This window comes from Aquipluma nitroreducens, assembly GCF_009689585.1.
GTDB classification, from domain to species: Bacteria; Bacteroidota; Bacteroidia; order Bacteroidales; family Prolixibacteraceae; genus Aquipluma; species Aquipluma nitroreducens.
The window spans coordinates 3,259,562-3,275,442 of the sequence record NZ_AP018694.1 but is presented as its reverse complement, the minus strand read 5'-3'; the positions used below and the strand labels follow the sequence as shown (position 1 = coordinate 3,275,442).

The following is a 15,881-nucleotide window of genomic DNA, read 5'->3' as shown; positions in this document are numbered from 1 at the left end:
TAATATACACATTATGAGTAGAATTAACTTAAAACCACTTGCTTTAGTTGCGTTGGCGGCTGTGCTATTTTCCAGCTGTGCCAGTTTGCAAAAGATGAAAAAGAACGCAAACTTGATCAATTTCAAAACAACGCCTGAAATCCTTGAAACTCACGCCGGGAAAGTAGATGTTGCCATTGATGGCAAATTCCCTGCTAAGTATTTTGCCAAGAAAGTTACCTTGGTGGCCACTCCGGTATTGAAATACGATGGTGGCGAAAAAGCTTTTGAACCTGTAACTCTTCAGGGCGAAAAAGTAAAAGCCAATAACAAAGTGATCACCTTGAATGGTGGCGGAAGCTTTGCCTATAAAGATGCAGTTCCTTATGCTGAAGCAATGCGTTTATCGAACCTCGAACTGAGAATTACAGCTTCGCAAGGTGTAAAAAGCGTTGACTTTGCCCCGATCCAGTTGGCTAAAGGTGTACTTGCAACTCCAACATTGGTTGTAAATTACCCAACTCCAATTATTGGTGTAACCCGCGAAAAAAACAACACCGGGAAATATGATCCAAACATCGATGCTTTCCAGCGCATTGTTCCTGACGAATACACTGCTGACATCAAATACCTGATCAACAAAGCAGATATCCGCAAAGAAGAATTGACCAAGGAAGAAATTGCCCGTTTGAATGAATACAATAAGGAAGCGGCTAAAGATCCACGGAAAAAAATTAAAAGCATCGAAGTTTCTTCGTACGCTTCACCTGACGGAGCTTTGGATTTGAACACCAAACTGGCTGAAAAACGTATGGACGTTTCTTCAAAATTCTTAACCAAAGAATTGAAAAAAGACGAAGTTGAAGCCGAATTCAAGACTAAATTCACTCCTGAAGACTGGGACGGATTCAAAGAAATGATGGGCAAATCAAACATTCAGGATAAAGAATTGATCCTTCGTGTACTTTCAATGTACACCGATCCTGAAGTTCGTGAACGCGAAATCAAAAACCTTTCAGCTGCTTTCACAAGTGTTGCTGCCGAAATTTTACCACAATTACGTCGTTCAAAATTCACTACCAGCATCGACCTGATTGGCAAAACTGACGAAGAAATTGCTGCTTTGGCCGATTCAGATCCATCGAAACTGAACCCAGCCGAATTGCTTTATGCTGCTACTTTAACTAAAGAAGCCAACAAACAACTGGCTATCTACAATTCGTTCATGAAAATTTATCCAAACGATTGGAGAGGATACAACAATGCAGGTATGGTTTTGGTAAAACAGCAGAAATATGCCGACGCTAAGAGTTTGTTCGAAAAAGCTGAAAAGTTGAATAACAATGAGCCAATCATTAAAAATAACCTAGGGGTTTGCGAATTGAAAGAAGGCAACTTAGCTAAAGCTGAAACTTATTTCGGAGCTGCTTCAGGCGCTGGCGATGCTGTAAACAACAACCTTGGAATTCTAAGCATCATTAAAGGCGACTACGCTAAAGCTGTTAAATATCTGGGCGATTCAGATTCTCCAAACACTGGTTTAGCTAAAATCCTTACTGGCGACAACAACGGCGCTCTAAAATCGCTGGAAAACTGCACATGGCAAGGTTGCTACTGGAAAGAATACTTCAAGGCAGTAGTTGGCGCACGCACAGCTAAAGAAAACCTGATGTACGAAAGCCTGAAAAAAGCAATCGAACTGAAACCTGAATTGAAAAAAACAGCAGCTACCGACATGGAGTTTGCTAAATATTTCAACGAAGCTCAATTCAAAGAAATCGTAAAATAATCGCATACCGATTATAACTCAAAAAGAGCGGCTCAAATGAGTCGCTCTTTTTGTTTAACACAGGTAATTCAATAACTATAAGAAATTTTTGTCCAGGTACTCCTGAAATTTGTCTTTGTACTGATCGCTTACCGGAATGTAGGTTTTGCCGAAAATGATACGGCTGCGCTCGATGGTGTCGATCTTATTGAGGTTGACGATAAACGAGCGGTGAACCCGCATAAACTGATCTTCAGGCAATTTTTGTTCGAGCGATTTGATGGAATTCAGCGACAGAACCGGTTTGTCTTCGCCTGTTGTATAAACTTTGATGTAGTCTTTCAGTCCTTCGATGTAAAGAATATCGTTAAAGTTAATGCGACGTATTTTGTATTCCGACTTCAGGAACAGAAACTGACTGTTTGCTTCAATCGACGGAAGTACACTTGACTCCAGTTCCGATTGCTTCCGGGCCTTCTGTGCCGCTTTCAGGAATTCTTCGTAGCTAAATGGCTTTAACAGATAATCAATCGCATTTAGCTTGAATCCTTCCAGTGCATATTTTTCGTAAGCTGTGGTAAATATGATCTTGGGCGCCTTTTCAAGGCTTCTGGCAAATTCAATTCCTGTCAAATCGGGCATTTGAATGTCAACAAAAATCAAATCAGCCGATTCCGCTGAAAGAAAATCGATGGCATCCAGCGGATTATCGAAAGCGCCGACCAATTCCAAAAAAGGTGTTTTGCTGATGTAATCGCTCACTAACCGGAGGGCAAGCGGTTCATCATCTATGGCAATAGTTCTCAGCTTCATACCTTTGCTTTTTTAATTGAAAGATTAACGCGAAAAATGGTCTCGTCGCTTTCAATGGTTAGTTTGTGATTGTCGGGAAACAACAAATGTAGCCGTTTTCGTACGTTTTCGAGACCGATTCCGGAGTGTTGCATATCACCTGTCTGGCTACTTTTGCCAATGCTATTTTCGGAAACAAAATTAATCTGATCGTTTTCTATGGTCATCCGAAGATGAATAAATGAACGATCACGATGACTAACTCCATGTTTAAATGCATTTTCGACAAACGGCACAAAAAGCAACGGAGGAATAGTAAAATCAGAAAAATTATCCGGAAAATCGATCACTAATTCAACTTTTGGGCTCAGCCTCAACTTCATCAGGTCGATGTAATTGTTCATGAAATCAATTTCGTGACTCATCAGAGTTTCGCCATGTTCCGATTCATAAAGCAGATATCGCATCAACTTCGACAGTTTCAATACCGAATCCTGGGCAGTAGACCCGTCGATGCCAATCAATGAGTAAATGTTATTCAGGGTATTAAAGAAAAAGTGCGGACTCACCTGATTTTTCAGGAATGCCAGTTCCGAATTCAGCTTTTCCTTTTCCAGTTCCTTCTGCTTTTTTTCGTTCTGTTTCAACTTTTCCATTAAACCAAGGCCAATGGCAAATCCAGACAGCAACAATGACGTAATAAAATGACTAAGGATGCCAAACAAATCCCCATTCTTCGGACCGTCATCTTTACCATTTAGCATTTTCATGGCTTCGCGGAATTTCGCATCAGCAATGGGGTCAGTTAAAAAAGTCCGTTCTATATAAGTGGCAACATAATGGGTTACCAGTATAAAAGCAACAAGAATAAGTAAATAGGTTAACTGTTTGTTATTGACAAAATAACGAGGGACCAACCAAAGATAACCTACATAAAAAATGATTGCGGCAGAAAAGGTATGCAGATAAAACCCATATAAACGCATTATATTACCACCTCCGAATGAATTATGTAAGTATAGCGCAAAAAGTATTATAACGATCCATACGATTGTGTGAAGCGTTACCCTAATCCATTTATCGGAGAATGATATTAATTTACCCATTTATGACTTTTTTTTCAAAGTTAGCACTCAAAAAATAATTTACCATTTAAAGATTTACTATTTACGATTGACTGGTATTCAAATTGTCAATCGTAAATAGTAAAATCGCAAAGATCAGAATTATTCGTACCTCAACGCATCAATCGGGTTCAGGTTTGATGCTTTTCGTGCCGGATACCAGCCGAAGAATATACCAATAGCCGAACAAACCAGGAATCCCAAAGCTTGTACTTCCGGCATAATAATCATGCCCCAGCCTAATACTGACGTAACCACATAAGTTACCAACATCCCAAAAACAATCCCGATTATTCCTCCAAATACGCTCAAAAGAACCGATTCGATCAGGAACTGCATCATAATATCATAGGCCCGGCCACCCACCGACAAACGCAATCCAATTTCGCGGGTTCGCTCGGTAACCGACACAAACATGATATTCATGATACCAATACCTCCAACCAACAACGAGATTCCGGCAATTGCCCCTAAGAGCAATGTTAATACATCCATCACCGACGAGAATGTTTGTACCAATTCAGCCTGCGACCGCACCTGAAAATCATCAATTTCACCATCTTTTAGTTTATGGCTTTTGCGAAGCGAATTGGTAACCTGGGCAATTGCCTCACTATTTTTTTCCTCGCTTACGGCCGAACCATAAATACCCTGAATATGTGTGATGGCCAGGATACGTTTCTGAACAGTAGTGTATGGCGCTATAATTAAGTCGTCCTGATCCTGTCCCATGCCGTTTTCGCCTTTATCTGTCAATACTCCAATAATCAAAAGCGGTATACCTTTAAACCTGATCGATTGTCCAACCGGATCGGCTTTCCCTTCAAACAGCTTCTCAATAATGGTTTGCCCAACCAGGCAGACTTTGGCATAAGTCAGAATCTCCTTATCCGTAAAACCTCGTCCCGATTTGATGGAATATTTGCGGATATTGAGATACTTGTTGTTGACTCCGTAAATAGAAGTTGGCCAGTTTGAATTACCCACAACAGCTTGTCCGCTCGCACGCACTTCAGGAGACACCGCAGAAAGTGCCGGGCACTCTTTTTCTATTGCCTTGATGTCATCCAATGTCATACTTTGGGCATTCGAGTTTCCCAATGCTACGCCACCTTTTTGTTGCGATGCTGGCATAACCATAATCAGGTTGGTTCCCATGCTCGACATTTGATTCCCAATACTACGTTTCGATCCTTCCCCAATCGCAAGCATCACAATTACTGACGCCACCCCGATGATGATCCCAAGCATGGTCAGGAATGCCCTGAACTTATTACGCTTCAAAGCATTCATCGATATTTTTATTGTATTTGTATAGTTCATGACTTCAAGTGTTTATTTATTATAAGTTCGGAGTTCGAAGTTGGGAGTGCCTAGAGTTTAAAACTCAAACTTTAGGCATTCTAAACTCCGAACTTTCCCTTAAACCACTTCTTCCGCCGGAAGAGTTTTTAGTAATTCAGCAGCATTGTGCCTATCAGTAACCATACCTTCACGAATAATATGCCCATCACGAAATACAACTTCGCGGGTCATAAACTTGGCAATGTCGGGTTCGTGGGTCACAAATACAATGGTTTTGCCTTTCGAATTTAAATCCTGAAGCAATGCCATGATCTCGTATGAAGTTCGTGTGTCGAGGTTACCGGTAGCTTCGTCGGCCAAAATTACCACCGGATCGTTCACCAGCGACCGGGCTATGGCCACACGCTGCTGTTGTCCTCCTGACATTTGGTTTGGCATGTGATGCATCCGATCGACAAGTCCTACGGCTTCCAAAGCTGCAATCGCCCGTTCTTTGCGTTCTTTAGGCTTTACTTTCGAATTGTAGAACAACGGGAGTTCGACGTTTTCGAGCGCAGTGGTTCGCGGCAACAAATTGTACGATTGAAAAACAAAGCCCAACTTAATGTTCCGCAAGCCTGCCAGTTCATTGCGCGAAAGCTCAGCCATGCTTACCCCATCCAACAAATAGCTTCCGGAAGTTGGCTTGTCAAGACACCCTAAAACATTCAGCATCGTCGACTTTCCTGAACCGCTTGTGCCCATAATGGCTACAAATTCGCCTTCCTTAATTTCAAGGTTAATTCCTCTTAAGGCATGAACCGTGATATCTCCTACATGGAAATCTTTCTTTAGGTCCCGAACCTCTATAATTGTCTTTTTCATCTGTCTATATTTTTTGAAGCCCCCCTCCAAACCTCCCCCACCAGGGGAGGTTAAAAAAAGCAAGTTCCGAATTATGTCGATTTAATTATCCTCTTGAATGTCAACTTTAATCCGATTATTTTGTCTGGACTATTGTGGTGGACCACCTCGTTGTGTGTTTGTGGTTGCAGTTCTCTTTTCACTTCCAGGTGGCCTAAAAAAACTTGTTGATGTTTTTCCTTTTTTGGTTTCTGACCCAGTTGTAGTTATTGAAGTAACAACTTCATCTCCTTCATTCAATCCTTTTACAACTTCGTAATTTATTTCATCGGTTACCCCAACAGTAACTTTTTGCGGATGGAGTGCGCCATTGCTTCCTTTTATCCAAACCGTATGGATCGAATCATTGCTTGCACCTTCGCCCACTGGTGGCATTGGTGGTGCAGAAAACTCAGCTGCCTTTGCTCCTTCCGGACCCATTGGTGGCATATAAGCTGCCAAGGCTTCAGGATCAGGAGTAAACCGTGTAGCTTTTGCCGGAACCAAAAGAATATTCTTCTTTTCGGTAACAAAGAAATTAGCGTTTGCTGTCATCCCTGGTTTCAGAATATTTTCAGGATTAGGAGCTCCAATAACAACGGTATAAGTAACTACATTGTTGGTTGTAATTGGTTGGAGCCTAATCTCAGTTACTTCGCCATTAAATTTCCGGAGCGGAAAAGCATCAACTGTAAACTCAACATGCTGACCATCAACTAGCTGACCTATGTCTGCTTCATCAACTTTAGCTTCCACACGCATCTGTGTAAGGTCGTTGGCAATGGTAAAAAGAGTTGGTGTGTTAAAGCTTGCAGCCACTGTTTGTCCAACTTCAACAGCGCGATCAAGTACAGTACCATCAATAGGCGAATAGATGCGGGCATACGATAGGTTGATCTTATTTTTATCGTACATCGATTTGGCATTATTTAGCGAACCCAATGCATTGTTGTAGTTATATTCAGCCAAATCGAAATCGGATTGCGCAATCAGCTTTTTTGCAAGCAGAGCTTTGTATCGTTCATAGTTTGCTTTCTGGTATTTCACCTGCGCCTCAGCCTGATCCACCGATGCTTTACTTTGATCGAGCTGAGCAATCAGCGGTGTTTCATCCAACTGAGCCAAAAGCTGGCCCTTTTTTACCTGAGAATTGTAATCAACAAATAATTTTTCGATTACTCCTGAAACCTGTGTACCAACTTCTACTGTTTTAACAGCTTCGAGTGTACCTGTTGCGGTAACTGTATTGCTAATGGTTCCACGTTCAACTTTGGCTGTTTCAATCGAAACACTCTGCTTGGTTTTCCCGACTGTTTTATAAATCAGAAAACCTGCGGCAAGCACGATAACTGCCGATCCGATGTATATTATACTTTTTTTCATGATGATATATATTATTGTTCTTAATTCTTAGTTACAATGTCAAAGGAATACCTTTGTAGAAATCAACTATTTTATAGCTAAAAATCATCTTGAATTTCGATTGCAACAAGTTGCTTTCCGAAGTAATCAGGTTGGTCTTTTGAATGAGGAAATCGACCGAGTTAATCAATCCCTGATTATATTTTTCGGTTGTCACATCATACGATTCCTGGGTCGATTGATTTTGTTCCTGGCTGGCTAAATACTGGCTTTTTGCTGAAACCATGTCAGCACAAGCCTGCTCAATATTTTTACGAAGTTCATTTCGGGTATTGATCTCATCGAGTTCAGCATCAGATACCGAGATATTCGCAATCGCAACATTCGTCTTAATCTGTTTCTTCTGAAAAATTGGAATTGAAAGCGATAACCCAACCGATGGATTCATTTTATCCTTTAACTGCTGAGTGTAACCCGAATTTTTAGTCAGGCTCGAATATCCAGCTGATAAACCAGCATCCATCGAAAGACTTGGCAGCGCATCGGCTTTGGCAATTTCCACATCAATCATCGCAGCTTCTTTGGTCAATTCAGCATTTTTAATTTGTGGTTTTATGCCCAATGCAAGATTGTAAATTTCCTGGGCATCAGGCTGAGCTGATTCGATCAGCAATTTATTCAGATCCGGAGAACTAATATCGAAATTTGAATCAACCGGCAATTCCATCAACTGCATCAGTGTAACCTTGCTCATCGACAACTGACTTTGAGCTGAAGCCAAGGTTGACTTCTCAGAAGCTAGTTCCGATTTGATTTGCAAATAGTCTGACATTGAGATAACACCCAAATCCATTCGCTCTTTCGATAAATTTAGCTGTTCTGTTGTCGAAACAATTTGCTTTTCAGCATTACTTACACTTTCGTAAGCATACAAAACCTGCAGGTAAGCATTCAGGATATTCAAACCAACCGATTCCTTTACCGTTTCAGAATAAAGATGTCCGCTTTGTAAATCGAGATCGGCCTGCTTAATCTTATTGGTCAGTTTCTGTCCGTTAAACAACGACACACTTGAATTCAGCGAATAGTTGGTACTGTTAGCGCCACTACTGCTTCCGTAAGTACCTGTTGTAGAGTCGAATCCTTTGTACCAGTTAAAGTTTTCACGAACCGATGCACTAACCGAAGGCAAACGATTGGCCTGTGCCTGATCGGAATAAAGTTGATTTCTGTCGTTTGCCAAACCTGACTTCTGTATCTGAATGTTTTTACTCAACGCATAGTTGATGCATTCTTCCAGTGTCCAGATTTTGTTCTGTGCGCTACCGGTAAATCCTGAAATGAGAATCAGGAATCCGGCGATCAGTACACTTGTTCGAATTGATTTAATTGTTTTCATGACTTCTATTGCTTGTTACTATTTTGAACCAAAACTACGTTGGCTTTATAACTATCTAAAATGCAATAGACGTTTAGGCGGTTTTTACCGACGGATTGGACGATTTTAAGTTAGACCGATTTTGCCCGAAAACTAGTAATTAAGGAAGGAATTATACAACCCGTAGTTTTCCTCGTCGAAGCAAACAAAATAAACCTGTTTGATCTGATCGTTTTCGGACAAAAACTGAGTTACTGATTCAATGGCTATGTGCGATGCCCTTTCCTTTGGAAAACCATATACACCAGTGCTGATGTTAGGAAAAGCAATGGTTTCAATGCCATTTTCAAGAGCCAATCTGAGTGAATTTAAGTAAGCATTGGCAAGTAATTGATCTTCATTACAGCTTCCTCTGTGCCAAACTGGCCCTACCGTATGAATCACAAATTTAGCAGGTAGATTTCCTCCCGAAGTGATAACTGCACAACCAGTTTCGCAACGGCCTTGACGGGCAACAATCTGGCGGCATTCGTCTAAAATTACCGGTCCGCCAGCACGATGAATGGCGCCATCAACACCTCCACCACCCATAAGCGAAGAATTGGCTGCATTCACAATCGCATCAACGTTGAGTTTAGTGATGTCGCCTTGAAGAAGTTTTACCCGGGTTAAAATGGCTTCCATGATGATCGCTTTAGAATAGCTAAAGTTACAGTTTTCCGGCCAAAGATGCATTGTCCGTCAGGACATCAAAGACAATAGAAAACAGATTACCAGAAAGCTTTTTGTCCGTCAGGACATCAACAAGAGGTAGTTGATTCCCTACGGGAAACTGGTTCCATTGGGAAGATGTATTTTATTGACATAAATCTCCTACGGAGAAAACAAAAAGGTCAGGAATTCACGTTCATAAAATCCTGACCTTTTCCGGTTCATAACGAACCATCTTTATACTTTTGACTTGTAACTTATTTCGCCATTTTCAAGGCTTCGGTAGTCGTATAGTATTTCGTGATCATGTTTGGAACTTCCCATTCCGGTAATTTCCCATCTTTCAGGTATTGCAGGTATTGTTCGGTTACCTGACCGAAATGAGCTTCGTGACCAACTTTAAACGAATCAGGAATTTCGACAACCCAACGCTTGTCAGCCAATTTTGTTAATTTCAGACCGGCATATTTGGCTGAAATAGTCTCTTCTACAGCTTTTTTCAGGCCGGATTCGAATGCAGCTAAATCGGTTGCGCCAGTTGCTTCAATGTAAACCGTTGGTTTGTATTTCTCTTCTTTGGTTTGTTTAATCAACACGTTGCACAATTTTCCACGCATCAGGCAATAATGAGAATCTCCTGCGCCTTCCGGAGCTTCGAAATCCCACAAAGTAGTGACTTTTGCAACTTTGCCTTTCAACTTATATTCCATTTCACCGTTGGCATACACTTTCAGTTTGCCATCAGCGACATCTTTCTTCAGGAACTCAGGAAATTCTTTCATTCCGGTTACTTTCTCGAATTGCTCCGGAGAAAAATCGGTTGTCCATCGTTTGGCAGAAATCATCTGAACATCGGTTTTATTCAGGATGATTTCAGGGAAAGCGCTCCATTGAATCAAATCGACCAGATGTGTGGCAACATCGGCATTTCCTTCGCCCTGCTGGGTAATATCGAAAAACCAGGCCGGACGTTTCAACGCAACGCCAGAAACTACTTTACAGAAATTATGCACACTTTCGATAACAACAGCGGGTTCATCAACGGTACCATCTACCAATCCTCCAAAAACATCAGGTGTGTTGGCCAACTCGCGCTGAACAATGTTGGTAATTTCATGACGTTCAGTCATAATGTCGTAAAGCAAAACTCCCTTTTCAGCAGCCGTTTTGAAAGCCTGCTCTAAAAGAGGGAAAGCTTCAGGAGTAATTACCATGGGTTTATCAGCAAAAACATTGATACCAGCTTCAACTGCTTTCTGAATGTACTCGGTCTTCTTTGCATTGTTTCCGGCAACCATCATCACGTTGCCCGGCTTTTCGGTCAGCATTTTTTCAAGATAATCAGTCCCTGTATATACTTTCTCGATCCATGCCGTTGGATTTTCTGCACGTTTATTAAATGCTTCGATGCGTCCCAGATGTTGAGCTACATCTTCACCTTCAGGAGCATAAACATAAACGGTTGGATCGATTTGTTCGTACATCGACTTTTGAACAAGCGCAGCATGGAAATGTCCAGGATCGAGCGTCATTAATTTCACTTCGCCTTTGGCACCGGTAAATTTAGCTGCTGCTTGTTCTTTTTGGGCTGGCTTTTGTCCGCCTCCGCCACAAGCCGATAAAATCGTTGCCATTGCCAGCACAGGAATTAAGTTTTTATACATGGTTTAATTATTAGGGTTGTCTGATTTATTATCCACAAAAATAAAATATTCTTCGGAAGAAAACAGGAATTCCGGATTTAGGTTTTTTACTACTCTCATATCAACAGGGAAAAGTCAATAGTCATTGGGAAAAGTTTAAAAGTTACATTTCGAATGACTAATGACTATTTTCCACTTACAATCTGCATGTTATAGTTTTTAATCTCAGAACATTTGTACAAAGTTGCTGATGGCAACGAAATAGAAATTAGCACGATCGTTTCCCATCGATGTCTTTAAAATCGATTTCATATTTTTCGCCGTTGAAAAGCGTAATCGTTGCACCCAAAGCCGAATATTCCGGTGTAATATCCATGATCTGAATATCCTTAATCGGCGACAATTCTTCCTCTGTCCATTCCTGATTATCCATTCGATGTATCATCACGCTGATCATCAATTCCATCGGCGGATTTTTGGCCATGCGTTTTTTATAGGCGTAGATCACTGTGCTTTCATCAGCCTCAGCATTCCGGTTGGTGTGTACCAAACTATCCAACTTGTCCCATCCGTGATAGGTTATCAAGGCAACTCTTCTTCCGGGAATGGATGCGGTGATCACCTTTTTGTCGCCAAGTTCGAACTGATTAACAACAGCTTTTTGGCCATCTATATGCGGCATTCCGAAATGCCCAAGCGTTAATTCGTATTCAAAAGCCAGCCGCGAACGGTCGACACGAATTACTCCGCCCGGAATTGTAATTTCGGCCAAATCGATGATATACCCCACCCCATTGTTTGGCGGACGGCGCATGATGGCCTGACGGTATAAAACATTTTTTCGCACACCGTTGAAAAACATGCTTTGCGAAATGGTAAACGAACGGTTTTTTTCTGAATCGTTTTCAACCTTTTTACCGGTAAGGTAGAAATTGACATCATCGCCCCGCACATCTCTTGGATCCTGGCTGCGGTAACTGTACTCCATCGACGTTCCACCCTGCGGATTGTGGTCTTCCCAGGGGAAATGTGTGTTGTAAACAAGTTTGGAATAATTCGGATCGTCGTAGTAAACTTTCCCCGGAATGATTTCGGAAGTCCCTGTTTTCCCATGATTTACAAGCACTAGCCCCGGACTTTCAAGAACTACTTTTTTCGATTCGTCTCCAAGTGTATCCCACATTCCTTCATTTTCTTTGGCTGTCCAGAACGGCGAATCGTCGGGCAAAGCGAGGCAGATAAATGGCAGGAACATCAGGAACGGACTTCCGGCACAACTGTAGTTTTGTATCATGTATTCCTTTTGTCCGTAGAAACCAAGACTTGGGATATCGTTGTCATAGAATTCTTCGCGTGTAACAAATTGCAGCAACGAGCCTGAACAAAGTCTCCGCGCCCAACCGGCATCCAACAAGGTTTTGTCTTTCAGCATAAAGGCCACGGGGAATGCTCCTGAAACCCATGTGCGGTAACAAATACTGCGCGACCACATATTGATATAGCCATCCCGTCCGAAGAAACTGGTGAGTGATTCCATTAATTTTTGAGCCGACTTTTCAATGATGGCGGCCACTTCAGGATAATATTCGTCACCAAATGTCCGGTTCCAAATGGTGGTATAAACGATAAACAAGCTGATTGAATAGTAATTGTAAGTCTGTTCGAGGTACCAACCATTGCCCGAATGGTAAGAAGCTACCCACAAAAGGTGACTCTTCAGTAGCTCGTCGTCAATTTCATATCCATATTTTTTCAGAAACGAAAGGGTAATTATATTGAAAATACGCCAGTTGTTTTGGGTTGTCCTATGGTGTGCCCATTTCGAAATGGTGACCACCATCTCGTCCTTTTGCTTTTCGGTATAACCGAACCAAATGGTTTCGGGCATCAGCAGCAACGTTTTAAACAAACCACCGAACTCGCAGGTAAACTGATAATTGGAGTCAGGCAATTCTTCAGGCAATGGCAGCGAGTTGGAATGACCTGGAGTGAATGCATTATAGATTTGCAGACTGTAATAATCGCGAAGATTGATGCCTTTGATCGTCGTCTCAGGATCGATATGGATTAGCGGCCCTGCCAACGTAAACGTCCTTTCGAGTGCTTCAAAATCGGCCGATTTATATCGCCAGTCCGGAGCATTTGGCTCTGGATAGGTTTTACCGGGAACCGATGGAAATGTCAATGGCGTTTCAATCGAGCCAACATGTTCAAATGTCCTTTCCAGCAGGTACTTTGCCAATTCGATGTAATGTTTTTTCGACATCCCGGTAAATGGACTCAACTCCAGATCGGGATTTTGAACTTCAAAAGCTTTCTTCACGTTAAAATATTTAAGTTTTAAATTTGATATCTGCTGTAGGCGCTAAGCGGTTCGAAACCGCTTAGTGCAGTGCACTTTTGTAAACACTTTATATGCCACTACCATTCCGTCCGAAAGGAGTTTTTGCCTTGAAAAGGCTTCTGCGCGGACGGTTTTCTTTATCAGTATTCTGTCCGTTGGCTGAAGCCAACGGCAAAGGATAATGCTACGAATAAGCAATTTAGCCGATCAGAGCAATATCCTTTGCCGTCACATTTATGTGACGGACAGGGATTTTTGCGATTATTTCCTTTTGATATTGCTAATTCCATAAGGGAAACGTTCCGGACGGCTGAGCATGGCGTTTGCCTGGTCGTCGTTTTCGAAACGTTCAGTTCCCGGATTCCAATTCAGTTTGCGGTTCAGTTTCATGGCAATGTGTGTAATCAAACAAATGGTACAAGCCCGGTGCCCGATTTCAGCAGGAGAAATAGGTTCCTTCTTTGTTTGGATACATTCGAGCCAGTTACCATGCTGCTCATCGCTTTTGTACAAGTGAATTTCGTTTTCGCCGATAACTGATTCCAGAATTTTCGGATCGCTGGCATCCAAAGCCTTCGCTCTTTGTCCTTTCGAAACCGGATCGCTGGCCGAAGCCACATAGTCGCCCCTCGAAACAAAGATCCATCCTTCGGTTCCCTCGTAGCGAATTCCATTCGGGTAGCCGCCACTGGTGTACATGGTTATTCCGTTGGCATATTCGGCTTTGGCCATAAAATCGCCGTGAACATTCCACAAACCTGATTTTGGGAATTCGGCAACTGCTTGAATCGAAATCGGGCCCGTTAATTCGGTATCCATTCCCCATGCAGCTGAATCGTAATGATGCTGTCCCCATCCTGTGATCATTCCGGCGCCAAATTGTTCGCGACGTAACCAACCCGGTCGATCGTATCCCTTTTGAGGATGAACACCTATTTCAGTATAAGGTACATATGGAGTTTCGCCCAACCACATGTCGTAGTTGAAACCTTTTGGGATAGGCATTTCAGCAGCTTCAGGACCAGAAGGATCACCCGGCAATCCAATTTTTACGGTATGCAAACGACCAATGCGGCCATTGCGAACCAACTCGGCAGCCACACGGAATTGTGTTGACGAACGTTGCTGAGTTCCAACCTGAAGGATAATGCCCTTCTCTTTGACAATGTTAGCCATGATTCGGCCTTCGGCAACCGTTAAAGAGGTGGGTTTCTGCACATAAACATGTTTCCCGGCCAAAGCAGCTTCAATGGCGGGTTGTGCATGCCAATGGTCAGGCGTACTGATCACCACGGCATCGATGTCTTTATTCAGGAGCATCTCTTTGTAATCGTCGTACATTTTCACGTTGACGTAATTATCCTGACCAGTTCTCTTTTTGTAGTAATCTTCCACCAGTTTTTTTCCATCAGCCATTCGATTTTTATCGAGGTCACTCACCGCAATATAGCGGGCAACATCATGCTGCAAAGTTCCAGGCATGTCGTGTCCCTGGGCAATGCGGCCACAGCCAATTTGGCCGATGTTGATTTTATTACTAGGTGCATTTTTTCCCATCACACTCGACGGGATAATGGTTGGTAAAATAATGGCACCGGCAGTTCCGGCACTCACTTTTTTCAAAAAATTACGTCGTTCCATAAGTTATCGTTTTTGATTAGGTCATTACAATTTAGCAGGAGAATCATCGCATTTCAAATCGCCCAACACATATTGAGCACCATCCAGATAAAACTTTAAAAGCCCTGCGTCTTCAAAACTTTGCGCATTGTGCGAAGGTGAAACATAGAAAACTCTTCCCTTCCCAAACCCTTTGATCCAGGAAACATACTTAATTTTCTCATCAATCTCTTTGGTTTTCTTAATCAGCTTTGAAGTGTCCATGTACAATAAAGGCCTGAAATTCTTCTGCGTGTACGCTTTATTGAACAAATAAGGTTCGTCGGTATGTACAAAAGGTTTTCCTTCAAATGCTTTCACCAAAGGGTGGTTCGGTTCACACAATTCAAGTGTTATTTCCTGCTGTACCGGGTGGTAATCGAAACTTCCGCCAACCATTTCGCTGAAAGCCATTGAATTGTTCTGCATCACAATTGCACCATGCACAACCATCAGCCCACCGCCTTTTTTCACGTACTTAATCAGGTTCGCTTCCAGTTCGGCGGCTTTCTTTTTGCGCTGTTCGTCGGTTAAACTTTTATCCTGATCCAGTACATCAAGCAGCAAATCTCTGCGGGGACCAACAGAGCAATTGTTATTCAGAACAACGGCATCATATTTTTTCAGGTTTTTCTTTTCGAACTGAAAAATGTCTTTACTGAATTCAACCTCGAAAGCACCGGTTTTTTCAGCCAAAACTTTCATAACCGCATCGGTGTGCGGCACAACCCAATGATCGAACCCCGTAAATAAACTGAACACAAGCACTCTGTGAGGTTTCTTCGGCTGAACTTCAGACTTTACCGGTGCCAGCTTCTCAATTTTCTGAATCCATTCATCAGTCAGCGCAAATTCTTTCAGTTGCGCTTTAACCGAACAAAAAGAAAGAATAACTGAAATGGTAATTACAATTTTTTGTACATGGGTTAGCATT

12 protein-coding genes are annotated in these 15,881 nt (G+C 42.1%); 1 reads left to right on the top strand and 11 read right to left on the bottom strand.

Annotated elements, in window-relative coordinates:
- The first annotated feature begins 13 nt into the window (after positions 1 to 13).
- Complete coding sequence (locus tag AQPE_RS13700; RefSeq protein WP_318347067.1) at positions 14 to 1,768, top strand: tetratricopeptide repeat protein; 1,755 nt, start codon at positions 14 to 16, stop codon at positions 1,766 to 1,768.
- 75 nt (positions 1,769 to 1,843) lie between these two features.
- On the opposite strand, the gene AQPE_RS13695 is transcribed toward AQPE_RS13700, so the two are convergent.
- From AQPE_RS13695 to AQPE_RS13645, 11 genes are all read right to left on the bottom strand, one after another.
- Entirely contained in the window at positions 1,844 to 2,560 is a 717-nt protein-coding gene (locus tag AQPE_RS13695; protein ID WP_318347066.1) for a LytR/AlgR family response regulator transcription factor, read from the bottom strand.
- On the bottom strand, positions 2,557 to 3,645 hold the full coding sequence (locus AQPE_RS13690; RefSeq protein ID WP_318347065.1) for a sensor histidine kinase: 1,089 nt from the start codon (positions 3,643 to 3,645) through the stop codon (positions 2,557 to 2,559). Before AQPE_RS13690 ends, AQPE_RS13695 begins: the two co-directional genes overlap by 4 nt.
- A gap of 120 nt (positions 3,646 to 3,765) precedes the next feature.
- A complete protein-coding gene (locus tag AQPE_RS13685; RefSeq protein WP_318347064.1) occupies positions 3,766 to 4,986 on the bottom strand; it encodes an ABC transporter permease in 1,221 nt (406 codons plus the stop codon).
- A gap of 99 nt (positions 4,987 to 5,085) precedes the next feature.
- Positions 5,086 to 5,832 carry an ABC transporter ATP-binding protein gene (locus tag AQPE_RS13680; RefSeq protein WP_318347063.1) on the bottom strand — a complete coding sequence of 249 codons (747 nt, stop codon included), beginning with the start codon at positions 5,830 to 5,832 and terminating at the stop codon, positions 5,086 to 5,088.
- Between the two features lie 129 nt (positions 5,833 to 5,961).
- Entirely contained in the window at positions 5,962 to 7,233 is a 1,272-nt protein-coding gene (locus tag AQPE_RS13675; RefSeq protein ID WP_318347062.1) for an efflux RND transporter periplasmic adaptor subunit, read from the bottom strand.
- 31 nt (positions 7,234 to 7,264) lie between these two features.
- Entirely contained in the window at positions 7,265 to 8,611 is a 1,347-nt protein-coding gene (locus tag AQPE_RS13670; RefSeq protein WP_318347061.1) for a TolC family protein, read from the bottom strand.
- Positions 8,612 to 8,743: 132 nt separating this feature from the next.
- Positions 8,744 to 9,274 carry an O-acetyl-ADP-ribose deacetylase gene (locus tag AQPE_RS13665; RefSeq protein ID WP_318347060.1) on the bottom strand — a complete coding sequence of 177 codons (531 nt, stop codon included), beginning with the start codon at positions 9,272 to 9,274 and terminating at the stop codon, positions 8,744 to 8,746.
- A 284-nt stretch (positions 9,275 to 9,558) separates the two neighbouring features.
- Entirely contained in the window at positions 9,559 to 10,965 is a 1,407-nt protein-coding gene (locus tag AQPE_RS13660) for a putative oxidoreductase C-terminal domain-containing protein (protein WP_318347059.1), read from the bottom strand.
- Positions 10,966 to 11,212: 247 nt separating this feature from the next.
- Complete coding sequence (locus AQPE_RS13655; protein ID WP_318347058.1) at positions 11,213 to 13,267, bottom strand: DUF2264 domain-containing protein; 2,055 nt, start codon at positions 13,265 to 13,267, stop codon at positions 11,213 to 11,215.
- Between the two features lie 282 nt (positions 13,268 to 13,549).
- On the bottom strand, positions 13,550 to 14,929 hold the full coding sequence (locus tag AQPE_RS13650; RefSeq protein WP_318347057.1) for a Gfo/Idh/MocA family protein: 1,380 nt from the start codon (positions 14,927 to 14,929) through the stop codon (positions 13,550 to 13,552).
- A gap of 24 nt (positions 14,930 to 14,953) precedes the next feature.
- Positions 14,954 to 15,880: a ThuA domain-containing protein gene (locus AQPE_RS13645; protein WP_318347056.1), complete on the bottom strand. Its 927-nt coding sequence runs from the start codon at positions 15,878 to 15,880 to the stop codon at positions 14,954 to 14,956.
- Position 15,881: the final 1 nt, after the last annotated feature.

Coding starts and splice junctions, on each gene's coding strand:
- AQPE_RS13700 (WP_318347067.1), top strand. CDS start 14: ATGAGTAGAATTAACTTAAAACCACTTGCTTTAGTTGCGTTGGCGGCT.
- AQPE_RS13695 (WP_318347066.1), bottom strand. CDS start 2,560: ATGAAGCTGAGAACTATTGCCATAGATGATGAACCGCTTGCCCTCCGG.
- AQPE_RS13690 (WP_318347065.1), bottom strand. CDS start 3,645: ATGGGTAAATTAATATCATTCTCCGATAAATGGATTAGGGTAACGCTT.
- AQPE_RS13685 (WP_318347064.1), bottom strand. CDS start 4,986: ATGAACTATACAAATACAATAAAAATATCGATGAATGCTTTGAAGCGT.
- AQPE_RS13680 (WP_318347063.1), bottom strand. CDS start 5,832: ATGAAAAAGACAATTATAGAGGTTCGGGACCTAAAGAAAGATTTCCAT.
- AQPE_RS13675 (WP_318347062.1), bottom strand. CDS start 7,233: ATGAAAAAAAGTATAATATACATCGGATCGGCAGTTATCGTGCTTGCC.
- AQPE_RS13670 (WP_318347061.1), bottom strand. CDS start 8,611: ATGAAAACAATTAAATCAATTCGAACAAGTGTACTGATCGCCGGATTC.
- AQPE_RS13665 (WP_318347060.1), bottom strand. CDS start 9,274: ATGGAAGCCATTTTAACCCGGGTAAAACTTCTTCAAGGCGACATCACT.
- AQPE_RS13660 (WP_318347059.1), bottom strand. CDS start 10,965: ATGTATAAAAACTTAATTCCTGTGCTGGCAATGGCAACGATTTTATCG.
- AQPE_RS13650 (WP_318347057.1), bottom strand. CDS start 14,929: ATGGAACGACGTAATTTTTTGAAAAAAGTGAGTGCCGGAACTGCCGGT.
- AQPE_RS13645 (WP_318347056.1), bottom strand. CDS start 15,880: ATGCTAACCCATGTACAAAAAATTGTAATTACCATTTCAGTTATTCTT.